19 protein-coding genes are annotated in these 16,828 nt (G+C 51.9%); 13 read left to right on the top strand and 6 right to left on the bottom strand.

Translation table 11 applies throughout. From position 1 onward, the window contains the following. Positions 1-44 precede the first annotated feature (44 nt). The 4 genes from E5354_RS13390 to E5354_RS13405 are packed head-to-tail and all read left to right on the top strand — an operon-like array spanning position 45 to position 3,287. Entirely contained in the window at positions 45-458 is a 414-nt protein-coding gene (locus E5354_RS13390; RefSeq protein ID WP_136410435.1) for a hypothetical protein, read from the top strand. A gap of 11 nt (positions 459-469) precedes the next feature. Continuing rightward, a complete protein-coding gene (locus E5354_RS13395) occupies positions 470-2,530 on the top strand; it encodes a DNA topoisomerase 3 (protein WP_135947779.1) in 2,061 nt (686 codons plus the stop codon). Then, the gene (locus E5354_RS13400; protein ID WP_135947788.1) at positions 2,530-3,039 is read left to right on the top strand and encodes an NUDIX hydrolase; all 510 of its coding nucleotides are present in this window, start codon (positions 2,530-2,532) and stop codon (positions 3,037-3,039) included. The genes E5354_RS13395 and E5354_RS13400 overlap by 1 nt, the downstream gene beginning before the upstream one ends. Before the next feature lie 17 nt (positions 3,040-3,056). Further along, positions 3,057-3,287, top strand: coding sequence for a resistance to Congo red protein (locus tag E5354_RS13405; RefSeq protein WP_123396818.1), 231 nt, complete (start codon positions 3,057-3,059; stop codon positions 3,285-3,287). A gap of 33 nt (positions 3,288-3,320) precedes the next feature. Here the strand turns inward: E5354_RS13405 and cdaA are convergent, their stop codons facing one another. Both cdaA and folP read right to left on the bottom strand, forming a co-directional pair. Next, positions 3,321-4,103 carry a diadenylate cyclase CdaA gene (cdaA, locus tag E5354_RS13410; RefSeq protein ID WP_123396819.1) on the bottom strand — a complete coding sequence of 261 codons (783 nt, stop codon included), beginning with the start codon at positions 4,101-4,103 and terminating at the stop codon, positions 3,321-3,323. After that, a complete protein-coding gene (folP, locus tag E5354_RS13415; RefSeq protein WP_370268452.1) occupies positions 4,085-4,960 on the bottom strand; it encodes a dihydropteroate synthase in 876 nt (291 codons plus the stop codon). The genes cdaA and folP overlap by 19 nt, the downstream gene beginning before the upstream one ends. A gap of 138 nt (positions 4,961-5,098) precedes the next feature. Here folP and E5354_RS13420 point away from each other — a divergent pair, with 138 nt between their 5' ends. Genes E5354_RS13420 through E5354_RS13430 form a run of 3 tightly spaced genes read left to right on the top strand, consistent with a single transcriptional unit; the run spans position 5,099 to position 8,424 of the window. Continuing rightward, positions 5,099-6,574 (top strand): 4Fe-4S binding protein, encoded by a 1,476-nt coding sequence (locus E5354_RS13420; RefSeq protein ID WP_135947780.1) that lies wholly within the window; start codon positions 5,099-5,101, stop codon positions 6,572-6,574. A 10-nt stretch (positions 6,575-6,584) separates the two neighbouring features. Continuing rightward, complete coding sequence (locus tag E5354_RS13425; RefSeq protein WP_210433149.1) at positions 6,585-7,994, top strand: aldo/keto reductase; 1,410 nt, start codon at positions 6,585-6,587, stop codon at positions 7,992-7,994. 10 nt (positions 7,995-8,004) lie between these two features. After that, a complete protein-coding gene (locus E5354_RS13430) occupies positions 8,005-8,424 on the top strand; it encodes a DUF1893 domain-containing protein (protein WP_246863822.1) in 420 nt (139 codons plus the stop codon). Here E5354_RS13430 and E5354_RS13435 read toward each other — a convergent pair. Continuing rightward, positions 8,402-9,640, bottom strand: coding sequence for a M56 family metallopeptidase (locus E5354_RS13435; RefSeq protein WP_135947782.1), 1,239 nt, complete (start codon positions 9,638-9,640; stop codon positions 8,402-8,404). The genes E5354_RS13430 and E5354_RS13435 overlap by 23 nt on opposite strands. Before the next feature lie 24 nt (positions 9,641-9,664). Next, on the bottom strand, positions 9,665-10,051 hold the full coding sequence (locus tag E5354_RS13440; RefSeq protein ID WP_123396824.1) for a BlaI/MecI/CopY family transcriptional regulator: 387 nt from the start codon (positions 10,049-10,051) through the stop codon (positions 9,665-9,667). A gap of 261 nt (positions 10,052-10,312) precedes the next feature. Between E5354_RS13440 and E5354_RS13445 the strand changes: the two genes are divergently transcribed. Next, positions 10,313-10,915, top strand: a complete 603-nt coding sequence (locus E5354_RS13445) for a YqgE/AlgH family protein (RefSeq protein WP_123396825.1) — start codon at positions 10,313-10,315, stop codon at positions 10,913-10,915. On the opposite strand, the gene E5354_RS13450 is transcribed toward E5354_RS13445, so the two are convergent. Together E5354_RS13450 and recR are read right to left on the bottom strand one after the other, a co-directional pair. Next, on the bottom strand, positions 10,908-11,435 hold the full coding sequence (locus tag E5354_RS13450) for a GNAT family N-acetyltransferase (RefSeq protein ID WP_135947783.1): 528 nt from the start codon (positions 11,433-11,435) through the stop codon (positions 10,908-10,910). The genes E5354_RS13445 and E5354_RS13450 overlap by 8 nt on opposite strands. Next, positions 11,432-12,064 carry a recombination mediator RecR gene (gene recR / locus E5354_RS13455; protein WP_135947784.1) on the bottom strand — a complete coding sequence of 211 codons (633 nt, stop codon included), beginning with the start codon at positions 12,062-12,064 and terminating at the stop codon, positions 11,432-11,434. Before recR ends, E5354_RS13450 begins: the two co-directional genes overlap by 4 nt. Positions 12,065-12,222: 158 nt before the next feature. Between recR and panC the strand changes: the two genes are divergently transcribed. The 5 genes from panC to E5354_RS13480 are packed head-to-tail and all read left to right on the top strand — an operon-like array spanning position 12,223 to position 16,787. Then, positions 12,223-13,071 (top strand): pantoate--beta-alanine ligase, encoded by an 849-nt coding sequence (gene panC, locus E5354_RS13460; protein WP_135947785.1) that lies wholly within the window; start codon positions 12,223-12,225, stop codon positions 13,069-13,071. Positions 13,072-13,079: 8 nt separating this feature from the next. Then, on the top strand, positions 13,080-13,430 hold the full coding sequence (gene panD / locus E5354_RS13465) for an aspartate 1-decarboxylase (RefSeq protein WP_123397012.1): 351 nt from the start codon (positions 13,080-13,082) through the stop codon (positions 13,428-13,430). Positions 13,431-13,459: 29 nt separating this feature from the next. Then, entirely contained in the window at positions 13,460-14,791 is a 1,332-nt protein-coding gene (gene ffh / locus E5354_RS13470; RefSeq protein WP_123396829.1) for a signal recognition particle protein, read from the top strand. A gap of 43 nt (positions 14,792-14,834) precedes the next feature. Beyond that, entirely contained in the window at positions 14,835-15,716 is an 882-nt protein-coding gene (folD, locus tag E5354_RS13475) for a bifunctional methylenetetrahydrofolate dehydrogenase/methenyltetrahydrofolate cyclohydrolase FolD (RefSeq protein ID WP_123396830.1), read from the top strand. Positions 15,717-15,728: 12 nt separating this feature from the next. Further along, on the top strand, positions 15,729-16,787 hold the full coding sequence (locus E5354_RS13480) for a CapA family protein (RefSeq protein WP_135947786.1): 1,059 nt from the start codon (positions 15,729-15,731) through the stop codon (positions 16,785-16,787). The last annotated feature ends 41 nt before the right edge of the window (positions 16,788-16,828 follow it).

Below are 16,828 nucleotides of genomic sequence, written 5' to 3' on the forward strand. Positions count from 1 at the left end.
AAACTTGCTATAGATTTATATAAAATATAAAGATGAGTGAAAATGTGAATAAGAAGAACCGTGTTTGGATTTTCGGCATTTCGGTGCTGTTTCTGATAGCCGCAGTGCTCATTGCCCAGGCCCGTGTTGAACGCCGATACAGAGCTTCAGCCGCCGAACACATAACGCTCGTCGTGGACAGCATCGACTATCGTGCCGACCTCACTCGTGTTTACGGCAAGCTTGTGGGCCGTCCTCACACATCGCAGCGCATCGACGAAATAGTGCTAAAGTGCAACGACATGACATACGGAGCCAACGACATTGACGGCGTTGACTTCAAGCGTTGGTTTCAATGGGAGGACGACGGCGTGATTCCTATTGAGATCGATTTCCCGAAGATGAACACCCTGCAGTCGGGCGTGATGATCATCACCACGCCGCGAGGTGTCGACACATGTCATCTGACACGTAACTAATCGAGTGGGCCGTGAAGCTTTGCATCACCGAGAAACCGAGTGTCGCCAAGGACATTGCCGCCATTCTGGGAGCCAATGTCAAGCGTGACGGCTACTATGAGGGCGGTGACTATAAAGTGACATGGACTTTCGGTCACCTGTGCACACTCAAGGAGCCTGCCGACTATACCGACCTGTGGAAGCGGTGGTCGTTGGGCGCATTGCCGATGATTCCCAAGCGATTCGGCATAAAACTTATAGCCGACAAAGGCATCGAGCGACAATTCAACGTTATCAAGACCCTTATAGGCGAGGCCGATGAGGTGATCAATTGCGGTGATGCCGGCCAGGAGGGTGAGCTGATCCAGCGATGGGTCATGCAGAAAGCCGAGATACACTGCCCGGTGCGCCGGTTGTGGATAAGCTCGCTGACCGACGAGTCGATACGCGAGGGGTTTAACGACCTGAAGCCCGAGAGTGATTATGACCGACTATACTATGCGGGACTTTCACGTGCCATAGGCGACTGGATTCTCGGGATGAACGCCACAAGGCTCTATTCGCTGAAATATTCGTCGCCGGGCAATGTGCTTTCGATAGGCAGGGTGCAGACACCCACTCTTGCGCTGATTGTGCAGCGTCATCATGAGATAGCCAATTTCAAGCCCGAGGATTTCTGGGAGCTTAAGACCCTTTATCGCGAAGTGACATTCAATGCCACTTCGGGCCGATTCAAAACCGAAGCCGAGGCCACCGAGGCCATGAATAAAATCTCGGGTGTGCCGATGGTGATAAAGGATGTCGCCGAGAAGCAGGGCAAGGAAGCCCCGCCGCGATTGTTTGACCTGACTTCGCTGCAGGTCGAGTGCAACAAGAAATGGGGATGGACGGCCGACGACACGTTGCGGCTCATCCAGTCGCTGTATGAGAAGAAAGTGACCACCTATCCGCGTGTCGACACCACCTATCTGAGCGACGACATATATCCCAAAATACCCGGCATACTGAAGCAGATGACACCTTATGCCACTTTGACGGCTCCGTTGCTGTCGGCCAAGATTCCGAAGTCAAAGAAGGTATTCGACAACTCGAAGGTGACCGACCACCATGCCATAATACCTACGGGACAGTCGCCGTCGGCGCTTATAGGCGATGAGCGCAAGCTCTACCACCTAATAGCGTTGCGATTCATTGCGGCGTTCTATCCCGACTGTATATTCCGGGCAACCACCGTGCTTGGTGAAGCCGGAGGCGTGGGATTCAAGGCTACGGGAAAGGTAATCGTGGATCCGGGATGGCGTAACGTATATGCCGGCAAGGACTCCAATGAAGGCAATGACGACGGCGAGCAGAGCGACGACAGGATTTTGCCTCCGTTTACGGTAGGGGAGAGCGGTCCCCACGAGCCTTCGTTGTTGAAGAAGCAGACGCAACCGCCCAAATACTATACCGAAGGAACCTTGCTGCGGGCCATGGAGTCGGCCGGAAAGACAGTTGACGACGAGGAGCTGCGCGAGGCCATGAAGGAGAACGGCATAGGGCGCCCCTCGACACGCGCGTCGATTATCGAAACACTGTTCAAGCGGCGTTACATATATCGTGAGCGTAAAAACATAATGGCGTCGCAGGCCGGAATCGACTTGGTGGCAACCATCAATGAGGAGCTGCTTAAAAGCGCGAAACTCACCGGACTGTGGGAGAACAAATTGCGACGAATCGAACGTGGCGACTTCTCGGCGGCCGATTTCATCTCCGAATTGAAGACGCTGATAGGCGACATCGTGATAAACGTGTTGAGCGACAACTCGTCGCGACGCATCGAGGTGGCCGATGAGGAGCCTGTCAAGAAAAAACGCTCCAAGAGTGGCGATAATTCGGGCGAAGCGGCTAAGAAGCCACGCGCTCCGAGAATAAAGAAGCTCGACGACATCGTGTGTCCGGCCTGTGGACAAGGTCACATCCTTAAAGGTCGCGCCGCCTACGGGTGCAGCCGTTTTCGCGAGGGTTGCACACTGAGGCTCGATTTCAACGATTACTCACCGGAACTCACTCCGGCCAAACTTGCATCCTTGATAAAGAAACAATATAAATGATGAACAGCGAAGAGTTATTCCCTATTGTCGATGAGGCGGGCAATGTCACAGGCAGTGTCACCCGCCGCGAGTGTCACGGCGGGTCGATGTTGCTGCATCCGGTGGTGCATCTCCATGTCATTATGCCGGGAGCAGGGCTCTATTTGCAGAAACGGTCGTGCGACAAGGACATCCAGCCCGGGAAGTGGGATACATCGGTTGGCGGTCATGTCGACTACGGCGAAGCTGTGGTTGACGCTCTTCGTCGTGAGGCGCGTGAAGAGCTCGGACTGCGTGACATCGAGCCGATAGCGTTGTCGCCCTACGTTTTTGATTCGTCGCGTGAACGTGAGCTGATCAATCCTTTCTATGTCTATGTCGATGAGTCGACAGCCATAGTTCCCGATCCCAAGGAGATTACCGAAGGTCGGTTCTGGTCGGCGGGCGAAATCGACGGTTCGATAGGCAAGGGTGTGTTTACTCCCAACTTTGAGCAGGAATATCAATTAATAAAGCAATATATAAAATAGTAATATATAAAATAGTAATGGTAGCGTTTAAGATAACCGACTATACACTGCAATGGGTGTGGGTGGGGCTTATTGTAATATGTGCATTGATTTTCATTGTAAGCTATGCACGCCGAATATATAGGAACACGCGTAAGGGAGCGAATCCGTCGTGTAACGGATGCGTGCTTATCGATAAGTGTGAGCGCAATAAATCGGCAGAAAAGCCATGTGACGACTATCGCGGATGTTGCGACAACGAATGTTAACGCGATGATTCGGCCTGCTGTTGATGCTCCTCGCTATTCGTTGGCGACGAGCTGTGACAGGCGATGCTCGAGATCGGTCGATGAAAGACGGCTTACGATTGAGCCTCGGTAGGCAAATGATATTCCCCCCGTTTCCTCGCTTACTACAATTGCGGCTGCGTCGGTGGCCTGGCTGATGCCGAGTGCCGAGCGGTGGCGCAATCCCATCGAACGCGGAATGTTGGTGTCATGGCTCACCGGCAGAATACATCCGGCAGCCTTTATGCGTTCATGGGCTATTATCATCGCTCCGTCGTGCAGGGGTGAGTTCTTGAAGAAAATGTTTTCAATCAATCGTGAATTTATGGCCGAGTCGATCATGTCGCCGGTCTTTTCATAGTTTTCGAGCGGAATAGACTGCTCGATTACTATAAGTGCCCCTGTCTTGGCTTTGGACATTGACATGCAGGCGTAGACAATCGGCATCACCCATCGGCGTGTGTCGGCATCATTACTCTTGTCGCCTCGGTGATGGCGGAACAGGTCGCGCAGGAACCGCCAACGCTTATGGTTGCCGAGTTCGACGAGAAATCTCTTGATCTGGTCCTGAAACAGAATCACAAGTATTATAAGACCTATCGACATCACCTTGTCGAGAATCGTACCGATGAGGCGCATCTCGAGAATCTCCGATGCCACCACCCACACTATGATGAATGCCAGCACCCCGAAGAAGATGTTGATGGTGCCCGACTCCTTCATGATTCGGTAGAGGTAAAATAGCAGCAATGCCACTATGAATATGTCGAGAGCGTCTTTTATTCCAAATGGAGCCATGTCTTGTCGTTGTAAGTGAGTTCAACTATTTTTACCGCCTCGGCAGCCTCTTTAGCGTCGTGGACGCGAAGCACCGATGCTCCGGCCATTAGCGCAATCGTGTTTATTACCGTGGTGCCGTTAAGGGCTTCGTCGGGAGTTGTGCCGAAGGTGCGGTATATCATTGATTTGCGTGACACACCCACGAGCAGGGGGCGTTCAAACACATGGAATGCCTCCAAGTCGCGGAGCAATCGGTAGTTTTGCTCTACCGTCTTGGCAAATCCGAATCCCGGATCCACGATTATGTCGTTGACTCCCGCCATGCCGAATATGTCGATTCGGCGTGCAAGCTCGGCAAGCACATCGCCGGTGACATCGCGATAGTCGGTGAGTTGCTGCATAGTTGCCGGAGTTCCGCGTGTGTGCATCAGCACGTAGGGAACCTTGAGCTTCGCGATGGTCGAGGGCATGTCATCGTCGAGCAAACCTCCCGAAATGTCGTTTATCATGTCGGCTCCCAGCTCCTCCACGGCCTGTAGTGCGACATCGGCACGGAATGTGTCGATGCTTACGATAGCATCGGGTGCAACGGAGCGTATTGCACGCATTCCTGTTCTTAGTCTTTCAATCTCCTCGGCCGGCGTGACATCATCGGCACCGGGACGCGTGGAGTATGCTCCGAGGTCGAGCCAGTCGGCCCCCTCGTCAAGCATTTTCTTTGCCTTCAGGGCTATGTCGTCGTGGCTTTGAGTGCGCGACCCCGAGTAAAATGAATCAGGCGTTACATTTATTATGCCCATCACTTGCTGACGCGAAAACTCAACAAGCTTTCCGCGCAGATTAAGTGAAAATGGAGTGAAGTGTCGTGCAGTCAAAATCGAAAATTTATTGTTGATGCGAAAGTAGGCAAATTCTTCTTATTTTCCAAATTTGATAAAAAATATTAAATATATAAGCTGGTACGATTATTATATTTAAATTTGTTTTATTCAACAAAATACAGTGCTATAGTCATGTTAAAAACAATTCGTGTAATTCTTGCCGTGATATGCTTGCTTGCTGTCACTATGCTGTTCCTTGATGTTACCGGGACGGCTGTCCGATATGTAGGATGGCTTGCCAAATGGCAGTTCATGCCCGCTTTGCTTGCGATGAATGTGGTCGTAGTGGCCGTTCTCGTAGTTGTGTCGTTGATTTTCGGGCGAGTCTATTGCTCGGTATTGTGTCCGCTCGGAGTTATGCAGGATGTCATATCGTGGATTCACGGAAAGGTGGCCAAGCGCCGCAAGTTCACATATTCACCTGCCGTCACCTGGCTCCGAATAACGATGCTTGCACTGTTTGTGCTGCTTATAGCATTGGGCCTTGCACGCATCGCCGCATTCATCGAGCCTTACAGCGAATACGGACGAATAGTCAGCTCGCTGGTTAAGCCCCTGTATGTCGATGCCAACAATGCACTCGCTGCAGCCGAGTCGCCCGACAGTTACACCTTCTGGCATGTCGACTACTACGTGACATGGGCCATGGTGGCTGTTGCCGCAATCACATTCATCGTGGTTGCCGTGCTTGCGTGGATGAATGGCCGCACCTATTGCAACACTGTTTGCCCTGTAGGCACAATACTGGGTTATTTGTCACAGTTTTCATGGCTTAAGCCTGTCATCGACACTTCAAAGTGCAATCACTGCGGATCGTGCGGCCGTCACTGCAAGGCGTCGTGCATCGATTCAAAGAATCAGAAGATAGACTATACGCGCTGCGTGGCCTGCATGGACTGCATAGGCTATTGCAAGCAAGGAGCTTTGACCTATGCCCATCGGTCAAAGTCATCGGTCAAGGAGGCCGATGAGTCGGTTGACAAGTCACGCCGCCAGTTTCTGACAGTGAGCACCATTCTTGCCGGAACCGCAGTGCTGAAGGCCGAAGAGAAGACTGTCGACGGCGGCCTCGCGATTATTATAGATAAGGAGAAGCCCGTGCGACAGACTCGCATAACTCCTCCGGGAAGCCGCAGCATAGCCAACTTCACGAAGCATTGCACATCGTGTCAGCTTTGTGTGAGCAACTGCCCCAACGGTGTGTTGCGTCCTTCGACCGAACTGGACACGTTCATGCAGCCTGAGGTTTCGTTTGAACGAGGATATTGCCGACCCGAGTGTACGACATGCTCCGATATGTGTCCTGCCGGGGCCATTCTACCCATTGACCGGGCCGAGCGAAGCGCCACTCAGGTGGGCCATGCGGTGTGGGTGCGCAACAACTGTCTTCCCGTGACCGAAGGCGTGTCATGCGGCAACTGCGCCCGTCACTGTCCCGTGGGGGCTATAACGATGATATCGCTTGATGCCGACAACCCCGATTCGCCCAAGGTGCCGTCGGTCAACACCGAGCGTTGCATAGGCTGTGGCGCATGCGAGAATCTGTGCCCGTCACGCCCGTTCAGCGCCATCTATGTAGAGGGACATGAAGTTCACCGTAACGTTTAATAAAATTGCAATCATGGATAAAAACAAGATAAACCGTCGTGGATTTTTACGTGCGCTCGGAGTTTCGGGCGCCGCTGTGGCTCTTGCTCGTTGCGGAGCCAAGTCGGAGGAGAAGGCAAGTGACGCTCCTGCCGGTACTGCGTCACCCAAGAAGGCTTCGGGTGAGATGACCTACAGGACCAACAGTGTCACCGGCGACAAGGTGTCGCTGCTCGGTTACGGATGTATGCGTCTGCCGACATTGCCCGAATCCCGTCCCGACGGTGACAACATCGACCAGGAAACCGTGAATCGTCTTGTCGACTATGCCATGGAGCATGGCGTCAACTACTACGATACATCGCCCGCCTATTGCAAGGGATTCAGTGAACGTGCAATGGGAGTGGCTTTGAGCCGTCACCCGCGTGACAAATATTTCATCGCCACTAAAATGTCCAACTTCTCGCCCGACACATGGACGCGTGAGCGCTCAATCGACATATACCTCAAATCGCTGAAGGAGCTGAAGGTCGACTATATCGACTACATGCTGCTTCATGGTGTGGGAATGGGCGGTATAAAGCAGCTTAACGACCGCTTCATCGACAACGGCGTGCTCGATTTCCTTAAGGATGAGCGCAAGAAAGGCAATATACGTAATCTCGGATTCTCCTATCACGGAGATGTGGAGGTATTTGACCATCTTCTGGAGATGCAGGACAAGGGCGAGATTCGCTGGGACTTCGTGCAGATACAGATGAACTATCTCGACTGGAAGCATGCCAAGGCGAGCAATCCGAGCAACACCAATGCCGAATATCTCTACAACGAACTGCATAAGCGTGACATACCTGTGGTGATAATGGAGCCACTGCTCGGCGGCCGACTCGCTCAGGTCAACAAGCACATCGAGGAGCAGTACAAGCAGCGCCGTCCCGACGACAGCGTGGCTTCTTGGGCTTTCCGTTACGCCGGAACTCCCGAAGGTGTGCTTACGGTGCTCAGCGGCATGACCTACATGGAGCACCTGCAGGATAACCTGCGTACCTATTCGCCTCTGGAGCCTTGCACTGACGATGAGCTCGCGATGCTTGAAACCGCGGCCAACCTGATACTGAATTATCCCACGGTTCCGTGTACCGACTGCAAGTATTGCATGCCGTGTCCCTACGGACTTGACATTCCCGCGATATTCGCCCACTACAACAAGTGTGTCAATGAGGGAAATGTGCCCGAAAGCTCACAGGATCCGCATTATGCCGAAGCCCGCAAGGCTTTCCTCGTGGGATATGACCGTTCGGTGCCCAAGTTGCGTCAGGCCAACCACTGCATAGGCTGCAACAAATGTCGTCCTCATTGTCCGCAGGGCATAAACATACCGCGACGAATGAGGGACATAGACAACTTTGTCGAACAGCTTAAGCAGGGTACTCTTGCATAACGGGCAATCGATGGATATGAACCGACTTATGGAGCTGCTGCACGATAGCGGAGCTACACTTGTGGTCGAAAGCCGCGGCGAGGTGATGACCTTCACCTGTCGGGGCGTGAAGGACCTCTTTGAACTCTACACCAATCATCGTGAATTGCTACAAGGCGCGCGTGTGGCCGACAAGGTTACGGGTGCGGGTGCTGCGGCGCTGATGGCGCTCGGCGGCGTGGCGGAGTATCACACCGATGTTATAAGTGAAAAGGCGCTGTCGTTGCTTGACCGTGCCGGCGTGGCCGGAATGGCGGAAAAGGTTGTGCCCTATATCATCAACAGGGCCGGCACCGGGCAATGTCCCCTGGAGTCACTTATCGGGGATATCGATAATCTTGAAGAGATTTACGATGTGATAGTAGGGTTTATGGATTCACTCCGTCCTTAAGCGTGACATATATGCGGTCGTCGTCATCGCGCGTTACTGTTATTGATTCTATTGATGACGGGTCAATCTTCATTATCTCTTCCATGCTCTTTTCTATGCCGTTTATGAATATGCGAGGCGATTCCATGGGCTTCCTGTCGCGGGCGTGAGAGTCGTCGGGCTCCGAAGCCTGCTCTTGCTTGCGTACTGTTTCGTAACCTATTACTTTTATATCGGACATGCCGGATGTGCCGTCATGTTTACTTTCGGTTTGCGCATCGGTTGCATCGTGCCTCGTTATGACTATATTGGAAGTCGATTCATTGTCATCGCTATAAAACAATGCTGAATTGTTAACGTGGTCCAGTGCAGCCGCTACCGCATTATGATTGATAGCTAAAACGGCCAAGGCTACGGCCGGAATTGCTGCAAGTGTGCGCAAGCGGCGTGACATCGATGCCTGCGATGTCATCATCATTGTCATGCGCTTTTTCAGTTTGCAGTGGTTGAGGCTGTTGGCTACTGTAGGGAATTTCATCCCGGTGGCTTTGCTTATCAACAGCAGTTGGTAGTCGCGGGCGTTTATTCCTGAATCGAGCACCCTTTTGTCGGCTTCATACTCGTGAACGGCCTTCAGCTCCTCGCGTACAAGCCATGCCGCCGGATTAAACCAGTTGACCGTGACGATGAATTGGGCCAACAGGAGGTCGATCCAGTGTTGGCGGTCGATGTGCTGCTTCTCGTGGGCTGTTATCATCACTCCGGCCTGCTTGTAGTCGCTTTGGCTCATGACTATGTAACGATGCCAGCTGAACGGTGCGACTTTGTCGTCGTCGGTGAGTACTATGATGTAGCGTCCGTCGTGTATCTTGGTGCCCGATGCCGTTATACGGGCTATGCGCAGCCACACTATCGCCGTGTGTATTACGACAGCCGTTATTCCCGCAAGATAGACAATCAAGGCTATCCTTGGCCAGACTGACGGTTGTGCAGCATAATCGTCGGCGATCGATGGCTGAGGCAATGGTGACATTAAACGGACTGTGGCGTTATGTGACGCGAATTGCTGCACTAATACATTGACTGCAGGCAGGATGAACGCACACAACATCATGCTCAACAACACAACTCGATTGTAACGGTATTGATTCTCCGAGGCGAGCAGCCATTTATATACTATGTACATGGCCAATAACGGCAGAGCCGCCGAGATGGCATAGGTGAGCAGGTGTCCCATTGCTGACGGTTTATGGATTGGTTGTTACTTGTCCTTATTCTTGTTCTCGACCATGTCGATAAGCTCCTTGAGCTCGTCGACGCTTATCTTCTCCTCCTCGACGAGTGTCGACACGGCTCCGAAATAGCTGTTGCCGAAATAGTTCTTGATAAGCGTGCCGAGAGTCTTTCGGCGGAAATCCTCTTTTCGCGCCACGGCGTAATAGCGGAAGGAGCCGCCAACCGCTTCATGTGACACGAATCCCTTCTGTTCAAGATTTCGGACAAATGTAGACAATGTATTGAAATGTGGTCGGGGTTCGGGGTAAAGTTCCACTATTTCCCGTACAAACATCGGCCCGTGATTCCAGAATATCCTCATCAGTTCCTCTTCCTTGTCGGTCATTTCAATCTTTTCCTTCTTTTTGCGCATAACGAAACCTTTAGTTTTATGACGCAAATATAAAGCCTATTTTTTATTTTAGCAAAAATATCATTAGATATTGTTGATGATGCTTGTCGTTTTTAATTTAGCCGTAAAGGCATGATATGTTGGATTGTATTTCGCATTTATTGTGATATTAGGGGAAATGGACTTGAAAATAAGTGAAAAGGAATAAAATAATGATGAAAATATTTTGTTATAATCAAAACGAATTTGTATATTTATGGCCAATTAAGCACACTTAGAATTATGAACAAAATTGACTCGCTCCTATTCAATATTGATTTACCCAAGGGTGTTCCTTGCAGAGGGGCGTTGTTGGTTGCCGAGCCTTTTTTGAAGGAAAAATATTTCAATCATGCCGTCATTTGCCTGATTGATTATGAAATAGGTGAAACTTCGATGGGGATTGTGATGAATAAGATGACCAATTATACGCTTTCTGACCTCATCAGCACCGTTACGCGTAAAGAGCCGATACCGATATATTGCGGAGGCCCTATGTCGTGTGACAGGCTTTACTTCATCCACACACTGGGCGACATAATACCCGGTGCGCGCTGCATTTGCCCCGGATTGTACATCGGCGGCGATTTCAACAGCATGCTCGACTATGTTAATTCCGATTATCCGGTAGAGGGCACGATACGCTTCTACCTGGGTTACAGCGGATGGGGCATAGGACAACTTGATGAGGAACTTAAGGACAATGTGTGGGCTGTGACATCGATTACCGACGCCGATTCAATTCTGCTCGGTGCCGAGGACGGATATTGGCACGGACAGGTGCGCTCTATGGGAAACAATTACAAGGGATGGTTGTATCACCCTCAAAATCCTCGACTTAATTGATGAGGAGTTGCATCATGAATGCGTCGCGGTAGCTCTTGCCGCTTCGTAGCCATGACTTCATGCGGCCCGTGATGCGGTAACCGCTTTTCTTGAATAAATCAACGCTGTGAGAGTTGTCGACCGGAACGACAGCCCACAACTGGTGCATGCCTATGAATTTGCCGGCATATCCGGCGAGCAGCGCGAGCGAACGCTCGCCGTAGCCCTGATGGCGACATTCCCGGTCAATCAGCAGGCCCACTCCTGAGCGACGGTTCATCGGGTCAAAGTCGTATAGGTCGATCATCCCTACGGCTTGTCGCGAGTCGTTGCACTCGATTATCAACCTCAGCTGACGGGCCGCGAATATGTCGGGGTTATAGCTCTCGATGTAGTCCCATATCGATTTCCGTGAGAATGGAGCCATGGAGCTTCCCACTTCCCAAATGGTGGTGTCGTTTTCCCATGCGAGTATGGTGTCAAGGTCGGTAGCCTCTACAGCACGCAGGGTAATCTTGTCGTCGCACAGTAACGGTGTCATTGCAGATGCTGGTTGAATGATTCGCTGAATAATGTGCGGTTGAGCAATGAGCGGCCGAGCGTTATTTCGTCGGTGTATTCAATCTCATTTCCCACCGACACGCCTCGTGCAAGCTGGGTTATCTTGACGGGGAGCGTCCCGAGCCTGCGGTAGATATAAAAGTTGGTGGTTTCGCCCTCCATCGTTGCGCTCAGCGCCAGAATCACCTCCTTGACGCCTCCGTTGGCTACTCGCTCCACAAGTGACTCTATCTCAAGCTGGTCGGGGCCTATTCCGTCCATGGGCGAGATGACGCCGCCAAGTACATGGTATAGCCCGTTGAACTGTCGGGTGTTTTCAAAGCTCATGACATCCTTTACGCTCTCGACCACGCACACCGTCGAAGCGTCGCGTGAGGTGTTGGAGCATATAGGGCAGGTGTCGGTTTCCGATATGTTATGGCAGGTGGTGCAGTAGCGTATTCCGTTGCGCAGGTTTATTATTGCCTCACCGAGCTCGATTCCGTACTTTTCGTCCTGACGCAGAATGTGCAGCGCAAGGCGAAGAGCCGTTTTTCGGCCTATTCCGGGCAGTCGCGACAACTCGTTGACCGCCGTTTCAAGAAGTGTTGAGGCGTATTCTTGTTCCATAAGGGGGATCGTTGCGTTTTGTGATGTAAAGTTAGCCTAAAGATGCGAATATGACAACCTGTCGGCAGGCTTTTTCGCATTTTTTGGTGATTACATTGCTAATAATTGATTTATTGCGTAATTTTGCACTCTGATAAGCAAAAATTGCGTATTTGACAATGAAAGTTATTAGAACAGTCGAAGAGCTTAAGAGCGTCGTTGGTGCATTGAAAGCCGAAGGTAAGTCGGTGGGACTTGTTCCTACCATGGGTGCCCTTCACGACGGACACGTATCATTGATGGAGAAGGCCCGCGGTGACAATGATGTTGTCGTTGTGAGCGTATTTGTAAATCCTACACAGTTTAATAATCCCGATGACCTGCGCACCTATCCCCGCACCGAGGAGGCCGATTGCGCCCGCATGCGCGACGCAGGTGTCGACATTGCATTCATCCCCTCGGTCGAGGAGATATATCCCGAACCTGACAACCGTGTGTTTGACCTCGGCAAGGTGGCCGAAGTCATGGAAGGCGCCATGCGCCCCGGTCATTTCAACGGCGTGGCTCAGATTGTGAGCAAGCTGTTCAGGATGGTCGAGCCCACAAGGGCTTATTTCGGAGAGAAGGATTTCCAGCAGATTGCCGTGATACGCCGCATGGTCGAAATCGAGGGATTCAAGAATCTCGAAATTGTCGACTGCCCCATCAAGCGCGAGGCCGACGGCCTTGCACTAAGCTCACGTAACGTAAGGCTTACGCCTCACCAGCGTGAGATAGCTCCCAACATACACCGCATCATGGTCGAGAGCCTTGACAAGGCCCGTGACTGCAGTGTCGAGGAGGTTAAGCGCAGTGTAATAGATGCTGTAAACGCTTATCCCGAAATGGATGTGGAGTACTATGAAATCGTAAATGCTGCCGACATGCAGCCTATTACCGATTGGTCGCAGGCAACTCAGGCTGTGGGATGCATAACCGTCTATCTCGGCGATGTGCGTCTGATCGATAATATTAAATACACTATTTGAACGAAATGATGCAGGTGCAAGTGGTGAAGTCCAAGATTCACCGTGTAACAGTGACCGAGAGCAATCTCAACTATATAGGCAGCATCACCATCGACCAGGACTTGATGGATGCCGCCAACATCATTGCCGGCGAGCGTGTCTACATCGTCGACAATAACAATGGCGAGCGATTTGACACTTACACAATACCCGGTGAGCGCGGGTCGGGCATGATTTGCCTTAACGGAGCTGCCGCACGCAAGGTGCAGCCGGGCGACATTGTCATTATAATGGCCTATGCCATGATGCCTTTTGACGAGGCCAAGAACTTCAAGCCGGCGGTCATATTCCCCGATACCGCGACCAATCGACTTGTGTGACTAACCGAATAATAGAATAATTACGATATATGTTTGAAAATCTAAGTGAAAGACTTGAACGCAGTTTCAAGCTACTCAAGGGTCAAGGCAAAATTACCGAAATTAACGTAGCCGAAACGCTGAAGGATGTGCGCCGCGCGCTGCTTGACGCCGATGTCAACTACAAGGTGGCAAAGCAGTTTACCGACACGGTGAAGGCAAAGGCGCTCGGACAGAACGTTATAAACGCAATCAAGCCGAGCGAGCTCATGGTGAAGATAGTCCATGACGAGCTTACATCCCTGATGGGTGGCGACACTGCGCCGCTGAATCTCTCGGGTAACCCTACGGTGATTCTTATGTCGGGTCTGCAAGGCTCGGGTAAGACCACCATGTCGGGAAAACTTGCCCGCAAGCTCAAGAGCGAAAAATCGAAGCGTCCGCTGCTTGTTGCCGGCGACGTCTATCGTCCGGCTGCCATCGAGCAGTTGAAGGTGCTCGGCGAGCAGATAGAGGTTCCGGTCTACACTGAGGAAGGAAACAAGAATCCCGTTCAGATAGCGGAGAACGCAATCAGTTACGCCAAGGCCAACCACTACGACCTCGTGATTGTCGATACCGCCGGCCGACTTGCTGTCGACGAGGCGATGATGAACGAGATCGCTGCCATAAAGAAGGCCATAAAGCCTCAGGAAACACTGTTTGTCGTTGACTCGATGACCGGTCAGGATGCGGTAAACACAGCCAAGGAATTCAACGACCGCCTCGACTTTGACGGAGTGGTGCTCACCAAGCTCGACGGCGACACCCGTGGTGGTGCCGCGTTGTCGATACGCACGGTTGTCACCAAGCCCATCAAGTTTGTGGGTACGGGCGAGAAGCTCGACGCGCTCGACTACTTCCATCCTGCACGTATGGCCGACCGTATTCTCGGCATGGGTGACATCGTGTCGCTCGTGGAGAAGGCCCAGCAGCAATTTGATGAAAAGGAAGCCCGTGAGCTGCAGCGCAAGATTGCCAAGAATCAGTTTAACTTCAATGACTTCCTGAATCAGATACAGCAGATCAAGAAGATGGGCAACCTCAAGGATCTTGCATCGATGATTCCGGGTGTGGGCAAGGCCATAAAGGACATTGACATTGACGATAACGCCTTCAAGGGCATCGAGGCGATAATCCACTCGATGACTCCGCAGGAGCGTGCCAATCCTGAAATCATTAACGGCAGCCGCCGTCAGAGAATCGCCCGCGGCTCGGGTACTACCATCCAGGAGGTCAACCGCCTGTTGAAGCAGTTTGAGGAAACCCGCAAGATGATGAAGGCCGCAACCGCAATGAAGGCCAATCCGATGAAGATGATGCGCAACATGCGTCGTCGCTAAAAGTAATAAATTGTTTGCAACAACCAATTAACAACGAATCGATATGACACTTATTGACGGTAAAAAAATCGCCGATGAAATAAAGCAGGAGATCGCCACCGCCGTTGAGTCGATGGTGGCTGAAGGCCGCAAGCGTCCTCATCTTGCCGCCATACTCGTGGGACATGACGGAGGCAGTGAAACGTATGTAGCCCACAAGGTGCGTGCCTGTGAGCAGTGCGGATTCAAGTCGACGCTTATCCGCTTTGAGGATGATGTGACCGAGGAGAAGCTGCTTGAAGCCATTGATTCGCTCAACCGCGATGAGGATGTCGACGGATTTATCGTGCAGCTGCCGTTGCCGCGTCACATCTCCGAGCAGAAGATAATCGAAGCGATAGACTATCGCAAGGATGTCGACGGATTCCACCCGATAAACGTTGGAAGAATGTCGATAGGACTTCCTTGTTACGTTTCAGCCACTCCGGCCGGTATTCTTGAGTTGCTCGCACGTTACGACATACCCACTAAGGGCAAACGTTGTGTAGTACTCGGACGAAGCAATATCGTGGGCAAGCCTGTGGCCATGCTCATGATGCAGAAGCACAATCCCGGCGATGCCACCGTTACGGTGTGTCACAGCGCAACCAAGGACCTGAAGGATATATGCCGCGAGGCCGACATTATAATCGCCGCCCTCGGCAGCCCGGGATTTGTAACCGCCGACATGGTTAAGCCCGGAGCCGTGATAATCGATGTGGGCACTACGCGTGTTCCCGATGCTACGCGCAAGAGCGGATTCCGCTTGAGCGGTGATGTCGACTTTGAAAACGTGGCTCCTCTTTGCTCCTATATAACACCCGTGCCCGGCGGAGTAGGCCCTATGACCATCTGCTCGCTGATGAAGAATACTCTTCTTGCAGGCCAGGGAGCTATTTACGGATAAAGAATTACAGCCATGACGCTGCTGCACCTGTTGCTGTTGTCGTTAGTGTCGATGCTATTCGGCAGCGAAAAGGCCGACATTGTATTTGCCGGCGACGCAATGCAGCATAAGGCGCAGATAGATGCGGCCTCCCGCGGGGGCGGGGTGTATGACTATTCCGACTGTTTCACGGCGCTGTCGCCCTACATCTCCGATGCCGACTATGCGGTGGTGAATCTTGAAACACCGCTTGGAGGCGAACCCTATTCGGGCTATCCTTGTTTCAGTGCGCCCGACTCCTATCTTGATGCATTGACCGATGCCGGATTTGACATGATGCTTACAGCCAACAATCACACTCTCGACAAGCGTGACCGCGGACTTGTGCGCACTCTTGACAAGCTCGACGAGCGCAATGTGACGCATCTCGGCACCTATCGTAATGCCGCCGAGCGTGACTCGGTGTTGCCGATGATAGTCGACATAGCCGGCTTCAAGGTGGGATTTCTCAATTACACTTACGGTACCAACGGCATAACGCTAAGCAGCGATGCCGTGGTCGACTATATCGATCGTGACAAGATGGCGCGTGACATAGCTCGCACCCGAAGCTGTGGAGCCGAGTTGGTAGCGGTGTGCGTGCACTGGGGCTTGGAGTATCAGTTGCTCCCGTCACCGGCACAGCGTCAGCTTGCCGATTTTCTTGTTGAACAAGGCGTCGACATGATAATAGGAGGTCACCCTCATGTAATCCAGCCCATGGAAATGCGTCGCCGTGCCGACGGCTCCAACGTTGTAGTCGTGTATTCGCTCGGAAATTTTATATCCAACATGAAGACCGTCGATACTCGAGGAGGTGCCATGGTGAAGGTGAATCTTGAACGTGACGATGAGGGTAGGGCGCATGTTGCTTCGGCCGATTACCGACTGGTGTTTACGGTGCCTCCGTCGACAGTGTCGGGGAATTTCCGCCTTGTCCCGGCTGAAATCTGTACTAAAGGAGATGTCGGGGCTAAGTGCAAGGCATTTACACAATCGGCCGAACGAATATTCAACAAGCACAATATAGGCATAGGGCCAATATTGTCCTAAACGTTTTGGGCAAAAATAAAAATAGGAAGTAGTTACTAAGG

It is taken from the genome of Muribaculum sp. NM65_B17, from assembly GCF_004793735.1.
In the GTDB taxonomy this organism is placed as follows: Bacteria; Bacteroidota; Bacteroidia; order Bacteroidales; family Muribaculaceae; genus Muribaculum; species Muribaculum gordoncarteri.

Bases quoted from the DNA above. Each gene is read 5' to 3' on its own strand.
- E5354_RS13480 (WP_135947786.1), top strand. From the start codon at position 15,729: ATGACGCTGCTGCACCTGTTGCTGTTGTCGTTAGTGTCGATGCTATTC.
- E5354_RS13435 (WP_135947782.1), bottom strand. From the start codon at position 9,640: ATGGGACACCTGCTCACCTATGCCATCTCGGCGGCTCTGCCGTTATTG.
- E5354_RS13450 (WP_135947783.1), bottom strand. From the start codon at position 11,435: ATGACACCGTTACTGTGCGACGACAAGATTACCCTGCGTGCTGTAGAG.
- ffh (WP_123396829.1), top strand. From the start codon at position 13,460: ATGTTTGAAAATCTAAGTGAAAGACTTGAACGCAGTTTCAAGCTACTC.
- E5354_RS13405 (WP_123396818.1), top strand. From the start codon at position 3,057: ATGGTAGCGTTTAAGATAACCGACTATACACTGCAATGGGTGTGGGTG.
- recR (WP_135947784.1), bottom strand. From the start codon at position 12,064: ATGGAACAAGAATACGCCTCAACACTTCTTGAAACGGCGGTCAACGAG.
- E5354_RS13400 (WP_135947788.1), top strand. From the start codon at position 2,530: ATGAACAGCGAAGAGTTATTCCCTATTGTCGATGAGGCGGGCAATGTC.
- E5354_RS13445 (WP_123396825.1), top strand. From the start codon at position 10,313: ATGAACAAAATTGACTCGCTCCTATTCAATATTGATTTACCCAAGGGT.
- folD (WP_123396830.1), top strand. From the start codon at position 14,835: ATGACACTTATTGACGGTAAAAAAATCGCCGATGAAATAAAGCAGGAG.
- E5354_RS13430 (WP_246863822.1), top strand. From the start codon at position 8,005: ATGGATATGAACCGACTTATGGAGCTGCTGCACGATAGCGGAGCTACA.
- cdaA (WP_123396819.1), bottom strand. From the start codon at position 4,103: ATGGCTCCATTTGGAATAAAAGACGCTCTCGACATATTCATAGTGGCA.
- E5354_RS13420 (WP_135947780.1), top strand. From the start codon at position 5,099: ATGTTAAAAACAATTCGTGTAATTCTTGCCGTGATATGCTTGCTTGCT.
- E5354_RS13440 (WP_123396824.1), bottom strand. From the start codon at position 10,051: ATGCGCAAAAAGAAGGAAAAGATTGAAATGACCGACAAGGAAGAGGAA.
- panC (WP_135947785.1), top strand. From the start codon at position 12,223: ATGAAAGTTATTAGAACAGTCGAAGAGCTTAAGAGCGTCGTTGGTGCA.
- panD (WP_123397012.1), top strand. From the start codon at position 13,080: ATGCAGGTGCAAGTGGTGAAGTCCAAGATTCACCGTGTAACAGTGACC.